Below are 17468 nucleotides of genomic sequence, written 5' to 3' on the forward strand. Positions count from 1 at the left end.
GACCGGTGGTGAAAAATGTCAGGCGCTGAACCGGCGCGTGACCGGTAGGTGATCGAGGTCGCTCACGCCGCGGCCCTCGGACCGCACTGGAGGTCCCGGTGACGACACGTGGAGTTCTGTACGTCCACTCGGCGCCCCGCGCCCTGTGCCCGCACGTCGAATGGGCCGTCGCGGGGGTGCTGGGGGCCCGCGTCGGTCTCGACTGGATCAGACAGCCCGCCTCGCCCGGCACCTGGCGTGCCGAGTTCTCCTGGCAGGGCGATCCCGGGACCGCGTCCAAACTCGCCTCGGCGCTGCGCGGCTGGCACCTGCTGCGCTTCGAGGTGACCGCCGAGCCCTGCCCCACCGCGGAGGGCGAGCGCTACAGCTCCACCCCCGAGCTCGGCATCTTCCACGCGGTGACCGGGATGCACGGCGACATCCTCATCCCCGAGGACCGGCTGCGCGCCGCGCTCGCACGCTCGGCACGCGGCGAGAGCGACCTCCAGGAAGAGCTGTCCAAGCTGCTCGGGAAGCCCTGGGACGACGAACTCGAACCCTTCCGCTACGCCGGAGAGGGCGCCCCGGTCCGCTGGCTGCACCAAGTGGTGTGACCCGGCGCCGGCGAGCGTGGTGACACGGCCCGGATCCTGTCCTGGAGCGCACTCCAGGTCCTAGTGTGCGCGCATGTCTGACCCCACCTCAGTAGCCGTCCTGGGCACCGGGACCATGGGCGCCGCCATGGCACGCAACCTCGCGCACGCCGGACTGCGCGTCCGGGCCTGGAACCGCACCCGCGCCAAGGCCGAGCCGCTCACGGCCGACGGTGTCGATGTCACACAGGAAGCGGCCGACGCCGTACGCGGAGCGGACGTCGTGCTCACCGTCCTCTACGACGGCCCCTCCGTGCTGGAGGCCATGCGCGCCGCCGCACCCGGGCTCGGCGCCGGAACGGTGTGGGCACAGGCCAGCACCGTCGGACCCGAAGGGCTGCCCCCGCTGGAGGAGTTCGCGCGCGAGCACGGGCTGCGGTTCCTCGACTCACCCGTACTCGGCACCAAGGCCCCGGCCGAGGCGGGCAAGCTCACGGTGCTGGTCTCGGGCCCCGAGGACGCACAGGAGAGCGCGGCCCCGGTCTTCGGGGCGATCGGGTCCAGGATCCTCCCGGCCGGTGCCGAGCCGGGCGGGGCCAGCCGCTCCAAGCTGGTGTTCAACAACTGGGTGCTCACCGTCATCAACGGCACGGCGGAGACCCTCGCGCTCGCCAGGGGACTCGGTGTCGACCCGCGGGACTTCCTCAGCGCCGTCGACGGTGGCCCGCTGGATCTGCCGTACCTGCGGGCCAAGGCGGAACAGATCCTGACCGACGACTACGGGGCGAGCTTCGCGCTCTCAGGGGCACGCAAGGACGCCGAACTGATCAGCGCGGCAGCCGGCCGGGCGGGAGTGCGGCTGGACCTCACCCCCGCTGCCGTCGAACGGATGCGGCGTGCCGAGGCGCAGGGGCACGGCGCGGAGGACGCGGTGGCCAGCTACTTCGCCAGCTTCGACTGAGAAGACCGCCGCCACGCTGCGGGCCCCCGGCCGCACGCGTGCTCCCGGGCCGTAAGCGCGCTCCCGGGCCGCATGAGTAAGGGGCGGTCTCCCAGGGAGACCGCCCCTTACTCATGCGCTGTGACGACTACAGGTGCGCCGTTTTCCGCCGCATCGGCACGGACCGTTCAGATGTGCGGACCGTCCCGGGCGTGCGGACCGTCGGACCGCTCAGACGGTGCGGAAGGCCAGCACGACGTTGTGGCCGCCGAATCCGAACGAGTTGTTGAGCGCGGCGATCCGCCCCTCGGCCGGGAGTGCGCGTGCCTTGTCGCGTACGACATCGGCGTCCGCTTCCGGGTCGAGGTTCTCGATGTTGATCGAGGGCGGGGCCACGCGGTGGCGCAGGGCCAGCAGCGTCGCCACGGTCTCCACACCGCCCGCGCCACCGAGCAGGTGTCCCGTCATGGACTTGGTCGCGGAGATCGCCATGTGGTCCACGTCGTCGCCGAAGACCTTGCGCAGCGCCTTCAGCTCCGCCAGGTCGCCCTGGGGCGTCGAGGTGGCGTGCGCGTTGATGTGGACGACCTCGGCCGGGTCCAGGCCGGTACCGGAGGTGAGGTTCTCCAGGGCGTGCGCGATGCCGTTGCCCGAGGGCTCCGGCTGCACGATGTCGTGGCTGTCGGCCGAGATGCCCTGGCCGACGGCCTCGACGTAGATCCGCGCGCCGCGCTGCCGCGCGTGCTCTTCCGACTCCAGCACGATCACACCCGCGCCCTCACCGAGCACGAACCCGGTGCGGTCCACGTCGTAGGGGCGCGATGCGCCCTGCGGGTCGTCGTTGTTCTTGGACATCGCCATCATGTTGGCGAAAGCCGCGATGGGAAGCGGGTGGATGGCCGCCTCGGTGCCACCCGCGACCACCACGTCCGCGCGGCCCGTACGGATCATCTCGACCGCGTAACCCACGGCCTCGGAGCCCGAGGCGCAGGCGCTGACCGGGGTGTGCACCCCGGCCCTGGCGTTGACCGCCAGGCCGACATTGGCGGACGGGCTGTTGGGCATCAGCATGGGCACGGTGTGCGGCGAGACGCGGCGTGCGCCCTTCTCGCGCAGCACGTCGTACTGCCCGAGCAGCGTCGTGACGCCGCCGATGCCGGAGGCGACGACGGTGCCCAGCCGGTCCGGGTTGACCGAGGAGTCCTCGCCCGCCCGGCCGGTGAAGCCCGCGTCTGCCCAGGCTTCGCGGGCCGCGACCAGCGCGAACTGCGCCGAGCGGTCCAGCTTCCTGGCCTGGGCACGGGGAAGGATCTCTGTCGGTTCGACCGCGACGCGCGCCGCGATCCTGACCGGCAGCTCGGCGGCCCACTCCTCGTCGAGGAGGCGGACGCCTGAGCGGCCGGCGACAAGGCCGTCCCAGGTCGATGCGCTGTCGCCACCCAGCGGTGTGGTTGCGCCGATACCGGTGACGACCACGGTGTGATTGGTCGCGTTCACTGGAATTCTGTCTCCACTGGTAGGGGATAGTCGGTTTGGGCCACCCGGTGCCCGGGTGGCGACAAACGCGTCAACGGTTTTCTCAGCTCTGGTGGTTGAGGATGTAGCTGGTCGCGTCGCCGACGGTCTTGAGGTTCTTGACGTCGTCGTCCGGGATCTTCACGCCGAACTTCTCCTCGGCGGCGACGACCACCTCGACCATGGACAGCGAGTCGACATCCAGGTCGTCGGTGAACGACTTTTCCAGCTGCACGTCCTCGGTGGGGATCCCGGCGATCTCGTTGACGATCTCGGCGAGGCCCTTGACGATCTCTTCCTGCGTGGCGGCCATTGCGGCGCTCCTTCGGTGTGTGCGGTGAGTCCGCAGCGCCCGACCTCTTCGTACGGGGCTGCTTGGATCTTGACTAAGGGAGGGTAACGACCGTGGCGGCGTAGACGAGACCCGCCCCGAACCCGATGAGGAGCGCTGTGTCGCCGCTCTTCGCCCGGCCGGTCGCCAGTAGTCGCTCCATCGCCAGAGGGATGGAGGCCGCCGAGGTGTTGCCCGTGGTCTCCACGTCACGGGCGACCGTGACGTGCTCCGGCAGCTTGAGAGTCTTCACCATCGAGTCGATGATCCGCATGTTGGCCTGGTGCGGAATGAAGACGTCCAGTTCGTCCGCCGCTATCCCGGCGGCATCCAGGGCCTGCTGTGCCACCTTGGCCATCTCGAAGACGGCCCACCGGAAGACCGTCTGGCCCTCCTGGCGCAGTGCGGGAAAGCGCACCGAGCCGTCCTCGTCGAGCGGCAGCTGCGAGACGTCGCCGACCCGGTAGTCGCCCCAGGGGATGGTCTGCGAGATGACGTCCCTCTTGTCGCCCTCCGAGCCCCAGATGGAGGGACCGATGGCGGGCTCGTCGGACGGGCCGACGACGACGGCGCCCGCGCCGTCACCGAAGAGGAAAGCGGTGGAACGGTCGGTCAGGTCGGTGAGGTCCGAGAGCCGCTCGGCGCCGACCACCAGGACGTGGTCGGCACTGCCCTCGACGACCAGGCCCTTGGCGAGCGTCAGGCCGTAACCGAAGCCGGCGCAGCCCGCGTTGATGTCGAAGGCCGCGGCCTTGCCGGCACCCATGCGGTCCACGATCTCGGTGGCGACGGCCGGGGTCTGCTTGAAGTGCGAGACGGTCGAGACGATGACCGCTCCGACCTGGTCGGGCGAAATGCCCGCGTTCGCCACGGCCTTCCCGGCCGCCTCCAGCGTCATCTCCGCGACGGTCTCCTCGGGACCTGCCCAGTGCCGGGTCGCGATGCCGGAGCGGGAGCGGATCCATTCGTCCGAGGAGTCGATGTGCTTGAGGATCTCCTCGTTCGGCACGACGCGGGTCGGGCGGTAGCCGCCGACACCGAGAATGCGCGCGTACGGGGAGCCCTGCGCGGGCTTGATCTTCGCGGTCATGCTTCTCGGGGCTCCTTGGGTCAGGACAAGTGCTCGGCGACGAGTTCACGAGCGGGGTCGAGGTCGTCGGGCGACTTCAGCGCCAGGGTCCGCACCCCGGGCAGGCCGCGCTTGGCCAGCCCGGTGAGCGTGCCGCCGGGGCACAGCTCGATCAGGGTGGTGACACCCAGTTGCTTGAAGGTGTCCATGCACAGGTCCCAGCGCACGGGCGCCGAGATCTGCCCGACGAGTCGCCGGACGATCTCCTGTCCCGAGTCCACGATCTGTCCGTCGAGGTTGGAGACGTAGGGCGTGGCCGGGTCGCCGGGCTCGATGCCCTCGACGGCCTCCCGCATCGCGGTCAGCGCCGGAGCCATGTGCTCGGTGTGGAAGGCGCCGGCGACCTTCAGCGGGATGACCCGCGCCTTCTCGGGGCGGTCCTCCGACAGCGCGGCCAGCTGCTCGGTGGTGCCCGCCGCGACGATCTGTCCCGCGCCGTTCATGTTGGCGGGCGTCAGCCCCAGCTTCTCCAGGTGCGCCGTCACGGCCTCCTGGTCGCCCCCCAGGACGGCAGACATACCCGTCTCCACCGCTTCCGCTGCCTCGGCCATGGCCGTGCCGCGGGCCCGTACGACCTTCATGGCGTCCAGCGGCGTCAGCACACCGGCGAGCGCGGCGGCTGCCAGCTCGCCCACGCTGTGGCCGGCGAAGGCCGCTACGGCGCCGCGCTTCCCCTGCGTCTCCTGGCCGGAAGCGCTGTCCAGCAGCTCGTGGGCCGAGAGCAGGCTCGCGGCGACGAGCAGCGGCTGCGCCACCGCCGTGTCACGGATCGCGTCGGCGTCGGCCTCGGTGCCGTAGTGCACCAGGTCGAGGTCGAGGGCGGCCGACCACTCAGCGAGCCGGTCGGCGACGCCGGGGAGTTCGAGCCAGGGGGACAGAAGGCCAGGCTTCTGGGCGCCTTGGCCGGGAGCGACGAGTACGAGCACGCTCTCACTCTCTCGTGTGGGCCACGGTCCCGGCGGGTGGGGACCGAGACGAATAACTGTGAGGGGAGTTGTAGACCCCCTACAAAGGACGCGCGTCAGCCTACGGCTGGCTCCCGAAGTCCGCGAGACGTCCCAGGATCAGCGCGATGCGCAACGTGAACGCTGAACGCACATCCGAGGGCGACCAGCCGGTGACGTCCGTCACACGTCGGAGCCGGTAGCGCACGGTGTTGGGGTGCACAAAAAGCATCCGCGCCGCGCCCTCAAGGCTACTCGCTTGTTCCAGATAGACGCTCAAAGTCTCCAGTAGCGCCGATCCAGCCTCCTCCAGCGGTCTGTAGATCTCCTCCACCAACAGATCCCGCGCGGCAGGGTCGCCCGCCATCGCGCGTTCCGGAAGCAGATCGTCCGCCAGTACGGGGCGCGGGGCGTCCGGCCAGGCCGCGCACGCCTTCAGGCCCGCCATCGCGGCCTGCGCTGAGCGGGAGGCCGCGAGCAGGTCGCCCACCACGGGCCCCGCGACAACGGGCCCCGCTGCGAACGGGCCGATCAGCGACTTCGCCGCCTTCAGCGGGTTGTCGGAACCCCCCGCGATCACCACCAGCCTGCTGCCCAGCACTCCCGTGAGGACCTGGAGCTTGGCGTGCCGGGACGCGCGCCGGATCGCCTCGACGGTCAGCTCGCTGTCCCCGTCGGGTGCCGTGCCGAGTACGACGGCCACATGCTCGGGCGAGCCCCAGCCCAGCGCGGCTGCGCGCGAGACGGTGCCCTCGTCGGCCTCGCCGGAGAGCACCGCGTTGACGACGAGCGACTCCAGGCGTGCGTCCCAGGCGCCGCGTGCCTCGGCGGCCTGCGCGTAGACCTGTGCGGTCGCGAAGGCGATCTCCCGCGCGTACACGAGCAGCGCTTCCCGGAGTACCGATTCGTCCCCCGGCGCTGCCACTTCGTCGATCGCCGTCTCGACCACCTCGATGGTCGTCCTGACCATCTCCACGGTCTGCCGCAGCGTGATCGCCCGGGTCAGTTCACGCGGTGCCGTGCCGAACACATCGGTGCTGATGGCCTGCGGGGTCTCCGGGTGCCTGAACCACTCCGTGAAGGCCGCGATGCCCGCCTGTGCGACCAGGCCGATCCAGGAACGGTTCTCCGGAGGCATGGCGCGGTACCAGGGGAGTTGCTCGTCCATGCGCGCGATGGCCGCGGCTGCGAGCTTCCCGGACGACTGCTCAAGTCTGCGGAGGGTGGCCAGGTGCGGGTGCTGGGACGGATCTGTGGGTTCGGGCACGGGACAAGCCTGCCTTATCGGATGGCGTGCCCGGGCGCGGGGGCGGAAGGGCCCCGGCCGGACCCGGACTACGGTGGACGTATGACGCGGGTGTGGCGGGGAGAGGACCGGTACAGGGGTGGCGAGGCCGGGGCCGGTATCGAGACCCGGCACGCCTTCTCCTTCTCCGGCTTCTACGACCCCGACAACGTGAACTTCGGACTACTGGTCGCCTGCAACGAGGAACTGCTCGCCCCCGGCGCGGGGTTCGCGCTTCACCCCCACAGGGACGTCGAGATCGTGACGTGGGTGGCCGAGGGCGAGCTGGAGCACCGCGACTCGGCGGGACACAGCTCACTCGTGGGCCCCGGCGACGTGCAGAGGCTCAGCGCGGGCAGCGGCGTACGGCACACCGAACGCAACGCGGGCGACGTGCCGTTGCGCTTCGTGCAGATGTGGCTGGTTCCCGGCGCCTTCGGAACCGAGCCCGAGTACGAGATCGTGCGCGGCATCGCCGACGGCACGCCCTTCGCGCTGCCCCGTACCGAGGCGGTGATGCACGTACGCCGCCTCGGTGACGGCGAGCGCACCGCCGTGCCGGACGCGGCCTTCGTCTATGTGCACGCGGTGCGCGGCGAGGCGCTGCTGGACGGGGAGACCCTCCGTGCGGGCGACGCCGCACGGATCACCGATGCGCGGGATCTGGAGGCGCGCGGCAGGGGCGGGGCCGAACTGCTGCTCTGGGAGATGCACGCGGAACCGAGCTACGGCTGAGCGCTACGGGTCAGCACCAACTTGTGAGCGCTACGGGTGAGCACCCACATGTGAGCGCTACAGGTGAGCACGCCACACATGGAGCGCTACAGGGGAGAACTACGGCTGCGAGGGCACGCGCTCGCCGCGCAGCTCCGCCAGTACCGCGTCGGTGAACGGTGTCCACACCTCCGTGGCCCACGGCCCGAAAGCGCGGTCCGTCAGCGCCACGCACGCCGCGCGGGCTTCCGGGTCGACCCACAGGAAGGTGCCCGACTGCCCGAAGTGCCCGTAGGTGCGCGGGGAGGACGTCTCGCCGGTCCAGTGCGGGGACTTGGAGCCGCGGATCTCGAAGCCGAGCCCCCAGTCGTTCGGCCGCTGCTGCCCGTAGCCGGGCAGTACCCCGTTCAGACCGGGAAAGACCACGGAGGTCGCCTCCTCCACCGTCGTACGGTCCAGCAGCCTGGGCTCCTGGAGCTCGGCGGCGAAGCAGGCCATGTCCTCCAGGGAGGAGACGGCGTCCTTGGCGGCGGATCCCGGCAGTTCGGTCGCCGTCATGCCGAGCGGTTCGAGCACGGCCTCGCGCAGGTACTCGGGGAAGGGGATCTCGGTCGCCTTGGACAGATGGTCGGCGAGCGTCTCGAAGCCCGCGTTGGAGTAGATGCGCCGCGTGCCGGGGGCCGCCATGGCCCGCTGCTCGTCGAAAGCGAGACCGGAGGTGTGCGCCAGCAGGTGCCGTACGGTCGCGCCCTCGGGCCCCGCGGGCTCGTCCAGGTCGACCGCGCCCTCCTCCAGGGCGACCAGCGCGGCGTAGGCGGAGAGGAGCTTGGTGACGGAGGCGAGTGCGAAACGGTGCCCCGCGGGTCCGTGCGTGCCCTCCAGGGTGCCGTCGTCCCGTACGACGGCCACCGCCGCTGTGGGTACCGGCCAGGTCTCGATCATCCGGAGGCTGTCCATGCCGACGAGCCTAACGTCCGGGCCTTCGAGCCCTGTGGCCGGGAATTGGCCCCGATTTTGCCCTTGCTTGGAGTGCGCTCGAACTCCGTAGCGTTCACTTATGAGTGTGATGGAAACGGAGACACCGGGCGTGCACAGCGCGCGGGAGGCGTGCGCCTCGGCAGAGGCCCCGCACCCGCGCCCCGACGGACAGGACGGCTACACGATCAGTGAGGTGGCCACGCTCAGCGGCCTGAGCGCGCACACGCTGCGGTGGTACGAGCGGATCGGGCTGATGCCCCATGTGGACAGGTCCCACACGGGACAGCGCCGCTTCACCAACCGCGACCTCGACTGGCTCGCGCTGGTCGCCAAGCTGCGGCTGACCGGTATGCCGGTGGCCGGCATGGTGCGCTACGCCGAGCTGGTACGGGAGGGCGAGCGGACCTTCCCGGAGAGAAAGGCGCTGCTGGAGACCACGAGGGAGGACGTGCTGCGGCGGATCGCGGAGCTGCGGGACACTCTCTCCGTCCTCGACTACAAGATCGACGTCTACACGGAGGGCGCCACGCGGGACGCCTCCCCGCCCTGGCACGCCGCTCACACCACCGCGAACGCGTAGAGCGCGAAGACCGCGGCCAGGGCCCCCGCAGCCGCCCTGCCGGCGCGTGAGGCGCCCTTCCATGGGGCGTCGAAGCGGCGGGTGACGCTGCCGATGGCGATCAGCGCCAGCGCGAAGACGGGCAGCCAGGCGAGCCGCGCGAGTATCCAGCCGAGCGAGTCCGGAGCCGTGGTCAGCCCGCCCACCGTGCCCAGGAACGCACTCGGCACGGCCGCGAGCAGCATCGCCGACTGGTGCCAGCAGAAGATCGTCATCGCCGAGAGGTTGACGGCCACGACCGGCGCCCACAGCGCGGGCCGCCGCAGTGCCCTGGCGATACGGTCCCGCAGCAGCACGGCTGCGCCGCACTGGAGGGAAGCGAGGGCGAGTACGAGCAGCGAGGGCGGATGCGAGTTCGTACGGGTCTCGCCGGGGACGCCCACCATGGACGCCGGGTAGTGGAAGACGAGCAGCAGGAGTGCGAACAGCGCGCCACCACCGGTCAGCAGCAGCGCGCCGCCCCGCCTGCCCAGCCGGCCCTCGCCCCAGCTGACGCCCAACTGGTAGGCGAACAGCCAGCCCGGCAACAGGTTGACCAGGCCGAGCCAGGACGGCATGGCCTCGGCCCACGGCCCGTACCGCAGGACGTCGACCACGGCGACCGCAGCGAACAGCGGAGCCGCCGCCCATGCCCCCAGCCGCGCCGCGGCCTTCACGCAGTACGGGGTCAGCGCGGTGACGCCCGCGTAGATACCGACGAACCACAGGGGCTGCACCACCAGCACGGCCGCCGTACGCAGCGTCGTACCCGGTACGCCGGCGAAGGAGAGCAGCGGCAGGAGCGCCGCCCATACGGCGGTGACGCCGAGTACGGGACGGCCCAGGCGCACCAGGCGACCGCGCAGCCATGCGCCGGACGACTCGCCCCGCGCCGTGGCCCGCCGGTAGGAGAGCACCGAGGAGTAGCCGCCCACCAGGAAGAAGATTCCCAGTAGTTGGAGCACCCAGCTGAGCGGCGCGAAGTAGTCGAGCGTGGCGAGCGGACTGGCGTTGTGCAGGGCCCCGCCGCCGTCCCGGGTGAACCCGCCCACCATCCAGTGCCCCAGCGGGACTGCCAGTAGTGCGACGGCGCGCAGCCCGTCGATGGCGCGGTCACGGTGCGCGGGAGTGCGTGCCTCGATGGAGGTCACCGCACGCCCCGCCCTGTCACGCCAAGACGTACGGCGGACCGGGTCGCGGTCGCGGTGGCTGTTGTCGTTGCTGTTGCTGCCGCGAATCTGCTCGCGGTCCTGGTCGGCGGGGGTGAGGGTCTCAGCGGACATCGGCGCACTCCTTCGAGGCGGCGGAGCAGTGGACGGAGCCGTACGAACGCAGCGCGATGTCGGCGAAGTTGGTGAGCGAGTCGGTGCCGGGACTCAGATAGCCCCCGTGCCCTTCGGCGTCGTCGGCGGTCACCACACGGGCGCCGAAGCCCGGCTCCGCGGGATCCGCGCCGTGGCCGAGGCCGAGCACCTGGACGTGGGGCACGTTGCCGATCCAGTCACCTGACGCGCGGGCGGCGGCCCAGACGGGCACCGGGGTGCGCAGCCCGGAGACGGAACCGGCGCGCATCCCGGGGGAGCCGAACACCACCAGGTCGAAGGCGTCGCGGCGGTCCAGGTGCGGTGCCGCCGCGCCGCACACGACCGATCCGTAGCTGTGGCACAGGACGGCGGGCGAGGCAGCCCCGGTACGCGCCAGGCCGTCGAGGAACCGCTCCAGCCGGGGCGCACCCGCCTCGGCGAGCCGCCCCGTGGCCGCGTCCGGCCCGACGCCGACCGGCGTGGTGTACCCGACCCAGGCGACAACCGCCGCACGGGCACCGGGCTTTCGCGCCTCCATCCGGTGGCGCAGCGACTTCGCCATGCCGCCCGGCCTGCCGTAACGGTTCTTGCCCGGGCGGTCGTAGGTGGCGAGGTCGATGTCGGACCCGGGCACGATCACGGCCGTGCGGTCGGCACGCGCCAGGTCCCCGTAGACCTCGGCCACCTGACCGCGTCCGCGCGGATCGAAGGCGAGGATGTGACGGCCGGGCGCCAGCAGCGTGGAGTACCTCTCGGCCCTGGCGCGCGCCTGCTCGTGGTCCTGCGCCGTGAGCGACGGGTCGGCGGCGCGGGCGAGTTCGGCACTGCGCCTGACCTTCAGGCCGAGGCGGTTGGCCTCGTAGCGGAGCGCGGGAGGGGCCCCGTCGAGGTTGCCGACGGTCAGCGGGTGACGGTGTGCGAGGGAGCGCCGCTGGGCCGGGCTCAGGCCGTGGAAGAAGCGGGCGACCCGCCGGGGTGTGGCCGTCGCGGGGTCGGGCAGCGGGCGGCCCAGCGAGGTGTCGGCGCGCCATGCCGCTGCCCCGGGCGGTGGCCCCGTGACCGGGGTCTGCTCGGATGCCACGGTCACGCCGGTCGTCCCCGCGACGGTGGCTGCGGCCAGTGAGGCGGCGAGCAGTGCGCGCTTGAGGCGGCGCTTCATGACGGTCTCCCTCCTTCTGCCGCACCGCCCGGGAGGTCCGGGCGGTGCGACGGAGGAAGACTGCGGCGCCGACTGCGGCCACGGCGTCACTCCCCGGAGCCAACCAGGGAGTGCTACCGGGGTAGGGGGTGTACTACTCGCTGCCGGCTACTTGCCGCTCAATGACGCGTGGTTGGTACGCGTGACTACTGGACGCCGGTTTGCCAGGCCACCGGGCCACCGGGCCACCGGAACGCTGAGCTGCCAGGGCCGGACTGGCGGACCACTGGTCGCTGAACTGCCGGACTGCCGACTACTGGTCGCCGAACTGCCCGACTGCCGACTACTGGTCACCGAACTGCCGGACCGCTGCCGCGTCGGAGGACGGCCGCTACGCCGGCGGACTGCCGCCGGACCGCCGACTACTGGTCACCGGGTGCGATCAGCCCGGACTCGTACGCGAAGATCACGGCTTGCGCGCGGTCCCTCAGGTCCAGCTTGGTGAAGATCCGGCTCACATGGGTCTTCACCGTCTGCTCCGCGAGGAAGAGGGATTCGGCGATCTCGCTGTTCGACAGGCCGCGCGCCACGAGTCCGAGCACCTCGGTCTCCCGGTCGGTGAGGCCCTTCAGCCGTGAAGAGGGAGCGGAAGAGCGCGACTTGCGCCCATGAGGACGCTGCTGCTTGGCGAACTCCGCGATCAGCCGCCGCGTCACCGAGGGCGCCAGTAGTGCCTCGCCCGCCGCGACCACGCGGACGGCCGCGATCAGGTCGGCCGGCGGTGCGTCCTTGAGGAGGAAGCCGCTCGCGCCCACCCGTAGCGCCTCGTACACGTAGTCGTCCACGTCGAAGGTGGTCAGCATCAGCACCTTGGGCCGGTGCAGGACACCGGGCGGCGGTTCGAGCAGCTGCTGCGCGGCCTCCAGGCCGTTCATCTCCGGCATCCTGACGTCCATGAGGACAACATCCGGGCGGGTGTTGCGGCACGTCTCGACGCCCCGCAGGCCGTCGGCTGCCTCCCCGACGACGTCGATGTCGCTCTGCGCCGCGAGGAGCGCGGCGAAACCGGCGCGCACCATGGCCTGGTCGTCGACGATGACCACGCGGGTCACCTGTGAGGAAGCGCCGGGTGCGCCAGTGCCGCTCATGCCGGTGGTGGTTCCTTTTCGTCGTCGTGGTGGCCGTAGTGGTCGTGGTGGCCGGGGGAGCGGGAGTGAGTGCCGGTAGTGGCCCCGTTGCCGGCTCCGGCGCCCGCGTCGCCATCGGTTCCGGTCCCGGCGCCCGCGTCGCCATCGGTTCCGGTCCCGGTCCCGGCGTCGGAGGGCACGCCGGACGGACGGTCCGAGGCGTCGGCGGAGCCGCCGGAGGGTGCGGAGGCGCCGCCGGTAGCGGGAAGCGGCATCCGCGCGGCGACGCGGAAGCCTCCGTCGGGCAGGGGCCCGGTGTCGAGCGTGCCGCCGACGAGCCGCACCCGCTCCCGCATGCCGACCAGCCCGTGCCCCGTGCCCGTGGTCTCCAGTGGAGCGCCGCCCGGTTCGGGCGAGGGACCGTTGACGACAAGGACGGTCAGCCCCTCCTCACCGGCGGCGACCGACACCCGCGTGGGAGCACCGGGAGCGTGCCGTACGACGTTGACGAGGGCCTCCTGCACGATGCGGTAGGCCGAGAGCGTCACGGTCTGCGGCACCTCGCGTGCCTCGCCCGTGCCGTCCCCCTCCCCGGCCGCCCCGGCCGCCCCGTCCGGCCCGCCCCCGGTAACCGGAACCTCGACGGAGAGTTCGACGGGCACACCCGCGCGCACGGTCGCCTCGGCGAGCTGCTCCAGCCGCTCCAGCCCCGGCTGCGGTGCGCGCTCACCCCTGGCCTCCTCGCTGCGCAGCACGCCCAGGAGGCGCCGCATCTCGGCCAGGGACTCGCGCGCGGCCGAGGCGATGGAGCCGAACTCCTCCCGTGCGGCATCGGGCATACCGGTGATCCTGTAGGGCGCGCTGTCGGCCTGGACGGTGATGACCGACATGTGGTGCGCGACGACGTCGTGCAGCTCCCGTGCGATCCGGGCACGCTCCTCCAGAAGGGTGCGCTGTGCGCGTTCCGCCTCGCTGATGGTCTCCTGCTCCGCCAGCCGCCGCTGCGCCTCGGCCCGCTCACGCAGCGTGGCCCCCAGAAGCAGCATCGCGCCGCTGAGCACGATCAGCAGCACATTGGTGCCCTCGCTGCGCTCCTGGGAGACGAACCCGAGGGCGAGCGAGGTGACAACCGTGACGAGCCATACGGCCATGAGCGTGCGGCGGCTCTCCCTTAGCGCGAGAGCCAGACACAGCACCAAGTAGCCGACGATCACCATCGCGGGCCACGGCCAGGGGCGGTGTGTGGTCCCTTCGGTGCCGAGCAGCAGCAGGGCTCCGACGATGTCGGCGGGGAAGATGATCCACCAGGCGGCCAGTGGCCGGGTCACGGCCAGCAGCAACGGCGCCGACTGCGCGACGCCGAGCGCTCCGGACAGCGCGCCGTTCAGCCCGTAGTCGTTGGTGAGCACCTGCGAGGTGACGGGGATCAGCGTCGCGGTGAAGCCGAAGGCCAGGACGTAGGGCAGCAGCTGGATCCACCGCGCCGGCGCGCGCTTGAGGAGCGGTTCATGGGAGGCAGCAGGCGTGCTGAGCGCGGAGCCGAGCGAGCGCAGGCCGCCCCGGGCGCTCAGCGTGGGCTCACGCAGTGCCCGCAGCGCGGGCCGCGCGAACCGCGTACGTTGGCGCCACATACGGCGGCCGGCCCCTGGATCGGAGCCCGAGTCGGAGTCCGGGTCCGGGCCCGGCGAGGGAGGTCTGGTCGATGTCATCGCGCGCTCAGCGTACGGAGAAGCACAGGTCGCCGCGTCCTACGGTGGTAGGGCCCACCCCCTACGCGGTACGACTCACAGCTCCGCCAGCAGTTCGGCCTTCTTCGTCGTGAACTCGTCATCGGTGAGCAGCCCCGCGTCATGCAGGTCGCCCAGGTGCCGGATGCGCTCGGCGACGTCCGCAGGATCCGAGCGCTGTTGCGACTGCTGTTGTTGCTGTTGTTGCTGAGTCGGGTGCGAGGGACGCGCCGCGGGACTCTCCATCGCCGGTACGGGTTCGGCAGCGCGCACCGCCTCCAGGACCGAGGCGGCGAAGGGCAGCGATTCGTAGACGGGCCCGTAGCCGAGTCCGAACACCACGGAGGCCGGGTCCTGGTCGGCCTCCGCCAGTGTCTCCGCACCCCGCGGGCGCAGCCGCAGGTGGCCGCTGAGGCCCTCGGGAGAGCGCCACTCGACGTTCTCCAGCTCCCCTACGGAGAAGAACTGGTCGCCCGCTTTCCACTTGGCCGTCGACGCGCCGGTCCAGAACCAGCGGAAGGCGACGACCTTGCCGTCGAAGGACGCCTTGCCGTCGTACGCCTTGAAGCTCTGCGGGGCCGCCGGAGCCGCGACCATGTAGTGCGTCGCGGGTCTGTGCGCCTGCTCGTCGAGCAGCGCGCGCAGCTCGGTCGCGTAGTAGTCGGCCAGCGTCTCGCGCTCGGCGGGTACCACGAGCCGGTACGGGTCGCTGCCCTCCTTGAGCTGCCCGGCCGCCGCGTCCAGCAGCGGATCGGCGCCGTCACGCGGTACCGCGCGGAGCACGACCGTGCCGCGTTTGCCTCCTGGGGAGAGTTCGACAGCGCTCAGCGCCTCGTACGGAACACGCCGCTCCCCGAGCACATGGAAGAGCTTCGGCGTGCGGATCCCCCGTTCGAAGCGGATGAGCACGGAGTCCGATTCGAACTCCCAGGTGGAGTGAATTCCAGCCAGTACGTCACCCATGTGGGCCATCGTATGCGGCGCTTGCCCGCACGTCCCCCCTCTGCCGCGCTACGCGCGTAATTCGGTGGTGGCGGTCCGCTTGGAGAGGGCTCAGGTGACGGAGGAGCACTCCGGGTCGGAGGTGACACAGCCGACATCCCCGTAGGAGCCCGTTCCGATGGCGGCGAAGTTGGCGAGGCTCTGTGTGTGGGGCACGAAGTAGCCGGTGTGTCCGTTGGCCCCGGCAGCGGAGAGGTGGCGCGAGCCGAATCCCCCGGCGACCGGGTCGGCGCCGTGGCCAAGACCGCCGACGTTCATGTGGGGCACGTCGGCGATCCAGTCGTCGCGGTCCCGCATCGCCCACACATGGGCGTTCGTACCGAGTTGCTGAGCGTTGTCCACCCGCATACCGGGGCTGCCCGCGACGGCGATGTCGGAGACGGCACGCGGCATCCGGCCGGCCCCCACGCCGCAGACGACCGACCCGTAGCTGTGGCAGAAGAGCGACACCTTGGGCGCAGACCCGCGCGAGGTGGCGGGCAGCGACCGCACGAACGAGTCCAGCCGGTCGGCGCCGTCGCGCGCGGGACCGCCCGAGGCGGCGTCCACACCGAGCCCGACGGGCGCCGTGTAGTCGGCCCACGCGACGGTCGCCGTCCGTACGTAGGGCGCCGTGGCGTGCTGCTGCCTCTGGAGCGAGCGCGCCATCCCGACGGGGGCCGAGTAGGGGCGCGAGCTGCGCTCGAAGGTGAGCAGGTCCGTGTCGACGCCGGGCACGACGACGGACACGCGCTGGGCCTGGTCCAGGTCGCCGAAGACCTCGGCTGCCCGGCCGCGCCCGGTCGGATCGAAGGCGAGGATCTGCCGCCCTGGCTGCAGCATCGACTCGAAGCGGTGCATCCTGCGGCCCGCCTCCTGCCGGCCCTCGTCGGTCAGCCGGTCGTCGGTCATGCGGTGACGTTCGGTGTCGCGGGACTGGAGCAGCGCCTTGTGGTTGGCCTTGTAGCGCAGCTTTACGGGCGCTCCGCCGAGGTTGCCCACAACGAGCGGATGTCGCTGTGCGAGCGTGCGCCGTTGCGCGGAGTCGAGCGCGCTGAAGAAGCGCGCGATGGTCCTCGGCGGAGCGTCGACGTCCGGCAGCGAATGTCCCCCGAAGGAGCCCTTCTCCCAGGCCGCCTGTGCCGCGGCGAGCGGCCCCGCCGCCATGTCGTGCTTGCGGAGCGCCGTCCAGCCGGTGGTCGCCAGCAGGACGAAGACCACCGCGAGGGCGAGCAGTGCGCGCCAGGCGGTGGTGCCGGGGACTCCCGTCGAGGGGAAGCCGGACCCGGACAGGGGGTTGCCAAGGGCGGAGAAGTAAGTCACTGGGGCGCCACCCTAGGAGATGGCGACCGGCATCCTCGCATTCACAGGATTCGCGTGAGTCATCTCACGTTTCGACACGGATACTCGGGTCAAAAAGGATGCACGCGTGTGCGCTGCTCACACTGTGCAACTCCCGTGATCCCGACTCCAGTCCGCGCTCAGCGCGGGACCCAGGTGGTCGACGTACGCGTTGGTGACGCGCCGCGCGGTCTCCAGGGAGGCGTCGCCGCACAGCCCGACCTGCCGTCCCGCGGCGCTCATCACCCCGGCGAAGGCGGCAACCAGGACGCGCGGACGAGGGTCCCGGTCGATGTCCACGCCGGTGCGCCGTGCGATCTCCATGGCGAGCTTCTCCTCCATCACCAGGGAGAGCCGCAGATTCGCCGTGACGAGCGCTGGGGTCATCTCGATGACCTGCCACATCTTCATGTGCAGTTCGAGCGGAACGATCTCCCCGATGGCCAGGCTCAGGCCGTCCCAGGTGGCGTCCAGGGTGTGCCGCAGGGACTCCATGGGGTGCTCGTCGATCGGCCGCGTGCGGAAGGCTTCCTGGAATCTGCCGGTGACCATTCCCTGTACGAAAAGCGCGACTTCTTCCTTGTTCGTGAAGTACCGGAAAAAGGTGCGCTGTGAGACCTCGACGGCCTCGGCGATCTGGTCGACCGTGGTGGCCTCGTAGCCCTGCGTGATGAAGAGCTCGTGTGCTGCGCGGATAAGAGCGTCCCTTGTCCGCTGCTTCTTCCGCTCACGCAGACCCGTCAATTTGGGCTACCTCTCCACTCCTTCGCCGTAGCACGTCACTCAGGCGTTGAGTGACATTTACCGGCGAATAATTCGGTTTGTCAATTGTCAGTCGCTGACA

General features: G+C 71.1%; 17 protein-coding genes. 4 read left to right on the forward strand and 13 right to left on the reverse strand.

The window, feature by feature from the left end:
• Positions 1-98 precede the first annotated feature (98 nt).
• Both NMN56_RS01355 and NMN56_RS01360 read left to right on the forward strand, forming a co-directional pair.
• Entirely contained in the window at positions 99-593 is a 495-nt protein-coding gene (locus NMN56_RS01355; protein WP_274039712.1) for a DUF3145 domain-containing protein, read from the forward strand.
• Between the two features lie 73 nt (positions 594-666).
• Positions 667-1533: an NAD(P)-dependent oxidoreductase gene (locus NMN56_RS01360; protein ID WP_274039711.1), complete on the forward strand. Its 867-nt coding sequence runs from the start codon at positions 667-669 to the stop codon at positions 1531-1533.
• Between the two features lie 210 nt (positions 1534-1743).
• On the opposite strand, the gene NMN56_RS01365 is transcribed toward NMN56_RS01360, so the two are convergent.
• The 5 genes from NMN56_RS01365 to NMN56_RS01385 all read right to left on the reverse strand — a co-directional run bounded on the left by NMN56_RS01365 (position 1744) and on the right by NMN56_RS01385 (position 6698).
• Positions 1744-3009 (reverse strand): beta-ketoacyl-[acyl-carrier-protein] synthase family protein, encoded by a 1266-nt coding sequence (locus tag NMN56_RS01365; protein WP_274039710.1) that lies wholly within the window; start codon positions 3007-3009, stop codon positions 1744-1746.
• Positions 3010-3091: 82 nt separating this feature from the next.
• The gene (locus NMN56_RS01370) at positions 3092-3340 is read right to left on the reverse strand and encodes an acyl carrier protein (RefSeq protein WP_274039709.1); all 249 of its coding nucleotides are present in this window, start codon (positions 3338-3340) and stop codon (positions 3092-3094) included.
• 73 nt (positions 3341-3413) lie between these two features.
• Positions 3414-4448: a ketoacyl-ACP synthase III gene (locus NMN56_RS01375; protein ID WP_274039708.1), complete on the reverse strand. Its 1035-nt coding sequence runs from the start codon at positions 4446-4448 to the stop codon at positions 3414-3416.
• A 20-nt stretch (positions 4449-4468) separates the two neighbouring features.
• Positions 4469-5413 carry an ACP S-malonyltransferase gene (locus NMN56_RS01380; RefSeq protein WP_274039707.1) on the reverse strand — a complete coding sequence of 315 codons (945 nt, stop codon included), beginning with the start codon at positions 5411-5413 and terminating at the stop codon, positions 4469-4471.
• 100 nt (positions 5414-5513) lie between these two features.
• Complete coding sequence (locus tag NMN56_RS01385; protein ID WP_274039706.1) at positions 5514-6698, reverse strand: PucR family transcriptional regulator; 1185 nt, start codon at positions 6696-6698, stop codon at positions 5514-5516.
• A gap of 81 nt (positions 6699-6779) precedes the next feature.
• Here NMN56_RS01385 and NMN56_RS01390 point away from each other — a divergent pair, with 81 nt between their 5' ends.
• Positions 6780-7451, forward strand: a complete 672-nt coding sequence (locus NMN56_RS01390) for a pirin family protein (protein ID WP_274039705.1) — start codon at positions 6780-6782, stop codon at positions 7449-7451.
• 99 nt (positions 7452-7550) lie between these two features.
• Here NMN56_RS01390 and NMN56_RS01395 read toward each other — a convergent pair whose 3' ends face one another.
• Complete coding sequence (locus NMN56_RS01395; RefSeq protein WP_274039704.1) at positions 7551-8387, reverse strand: serine hydrolase domain-containing protein; 837 nt, start codon at positions 8385-8387, stop codon at positions 7551-7553.
• 100 nt (positions 8388-8487) lie between these two features.
• Here NMN56_RS01395 and NMN56_RS01400 point away from each other — a divergent pair, with 100 nt between their 5' ends.
• Positions 8488-8988, forward strand: coding sequence for a MerR family transcriptional regulator (locus NMN56_RS01400; protein ID WP_274039703.1), 501 nt, complete (start codon positions 8488-8490; stop codon positions 8986-8988).
• Here the strand turns inward: NMN56_RS01400 and NMN56_RS01405 are convergent.
• From NMN56_RS01405 to NMN56_RS01435, 7 genes are all read right to left on the reverse strand, one after another.
• Positions 8967-10289, reverse strand: coding sequence for an acyltransferase family protein (locus NMN56_RS01405; protein ID WP_274039702.1), 1323 nt, complete (start codon positions 10287-10289; stop codon positions 8967-8969). The genes NMN56_RS01400 and NMN56_RS01405 overlap by 22 nt on opposite strands.
• A complete protein-coding gene (locus NMN56_RS01410; RefSeq protein ID WP_274039701.1) occupies positions 10279-11469 on the reverse strand; it encodes an alpha/beta hydrolase in 1191 nt (396 codons plus the stop codon). The genes NMN56_RS01405 and NMN56_RS01410 overlap by 11 nt, the downstream gene beginning before the upstream one ends.
• Before the next feature lie 401 nt (positions 11470-11870).
• Positions 11871-12596 (reverse strand): response regulator, encoded by a 726-nt coding sequence (locus NMN56_RS01415; protein ID WP_274039700.1) that lies wholly within the window; start codon positions 12594-12596, stop codon positions 11871-11873.
• On the reverse strand, positions 12593-14284 hold the full coding sequence (locus tag NMN56_RS01420) for a sensor histidine kinase (RefSeq protein ID WP_274039699.1): 1692 nt from the start codon (positions 14282-14284) through the stop codon (positions 12593-12595). Before NMN56_RS01420 ends, NMN56_RS01415 begins: the two co-directional genes overlap by 4 nt.
• 75 nt (positions 14285-14359) lie before the next feature.
• Positions 14360-15265 (reverse strand): DUF4429 domain-containing protein, encoded by a 906-nt coding sequence (locus NMN56_RS01425; RefSeq protein WP_274039698.1) that lies wholly within the window; start codon positions 15263-15265, stop codon positions 14360-14362.
• Between the two features lie 90 nt (positions 15266-15355).
• Complete coding sequence (locus NMN56_RS01430) at positions 15356-16606, reverse strand: alpha/beta hydrolase (protein WP_347178557.1); 1251 nt, start codon at positions 16604-16606, stop codon at positions 15356-15358.
• A gap of 117 nt (positions 16607-16723) precedes the next feature.
• Positions 16724-17368 (reverse strand): TetR/AcrR family transcriptional regulator, encoded by a 645-nt coding sequence (locus tag NMN56_RS01435; protein WP_274039697.1) that lies wholly within the window; start codon positions 17366-17368, stop codon positions 16724-16726.
• Positions 17369-17468 lie beyond the last annotated feature (100 nt).

This window comes from Streptomyces iconiensis (genome assembly GCF_028657195.3).
GTDB classification, from domain to species: domain Bacteria; phylum Actinomycetota; class Actinomycetes; order Streptomycetales; family Streptomycetaceae; genus Streptomyces; species Streptomyces iconiensis.

Coding starts and splice junctions, on each gene's coding strand:
- NMN56_RS01360 (WP_274039711.1), top strand. CDS start 667: ATGTCTGACCCCACCTCAGTAGCCGTCCTGGGCACCGGGACCATGGGC.
- NMN56_RS01370 (WP_274039709.1), bottom strand. CDS start 3,340: ATGGCCGCCACGCAGGAAGAGATCGTCAAGGGCCTCGCCGAGATCGTC.
- NMN56_RS01375 (WP_274039708.1), bottom strand. CDS start 4,448: ATGACCGCGAAGATCAAGCCCGCGCAGGGCTCCCCGTACGCGCGCATT.
- NMN56_RS01390 (WP_274039705.1), top strand. CDS start 6,780: ATGACGCGGGTGTGGCGGGGAGAGGACCGGTACAGGGGTGGCGAGGCC.
- NMN56_RS01395 (WP_274039704.1), bottom strand. CDS start 8,387: ATGGACAGCCTCCGGATGATCGAGACCTGGCCGGTACCCACAGCGGCG.
- NMN56_RS01400 (WP_274039703.1), top strand. CDS start 8,488: ATGAGTGTGATGGAAACGGAGACACCGGGCGTGCACAGCGCGCGGGAG.
- NMN56_RS01405 (WP_274039702.1), bottom strand. CDS start 10,289: ATGTCCGCTGAGACCCTCACCCCCGCCGACCAGGACCGCGAGCAGATT.
- NMN56_RS01410 (WP_274039701.1), bottom strand. CDS start 11,469: ATGAAGCGCCGCCTCAAGCGCGCACTGCTCGCCGCCTCACTGGCCGCA.
- NMN56_RS01415 (WP_274039700.1), bottom strand. CDS start 12,596: ATGAGCGGCACTGGCGCACCCGGCGCTTCCTCACAGGTGACCCGCGTG.
- NMN56_RS01420 (WP_274039699.1), bottom strand. CDS start 14,284: ATGACATCGACCAGACCTCCCTCGCCGGGCCCGGACCCGGACTCCGAC.
- NMN56_RS01425 (WP_274039698.1), bottom strand. CDS start 15,265: ATGGGTGACGTACTGGCTGGAATTCACTCCACCTGGGAGTTCGAATCG.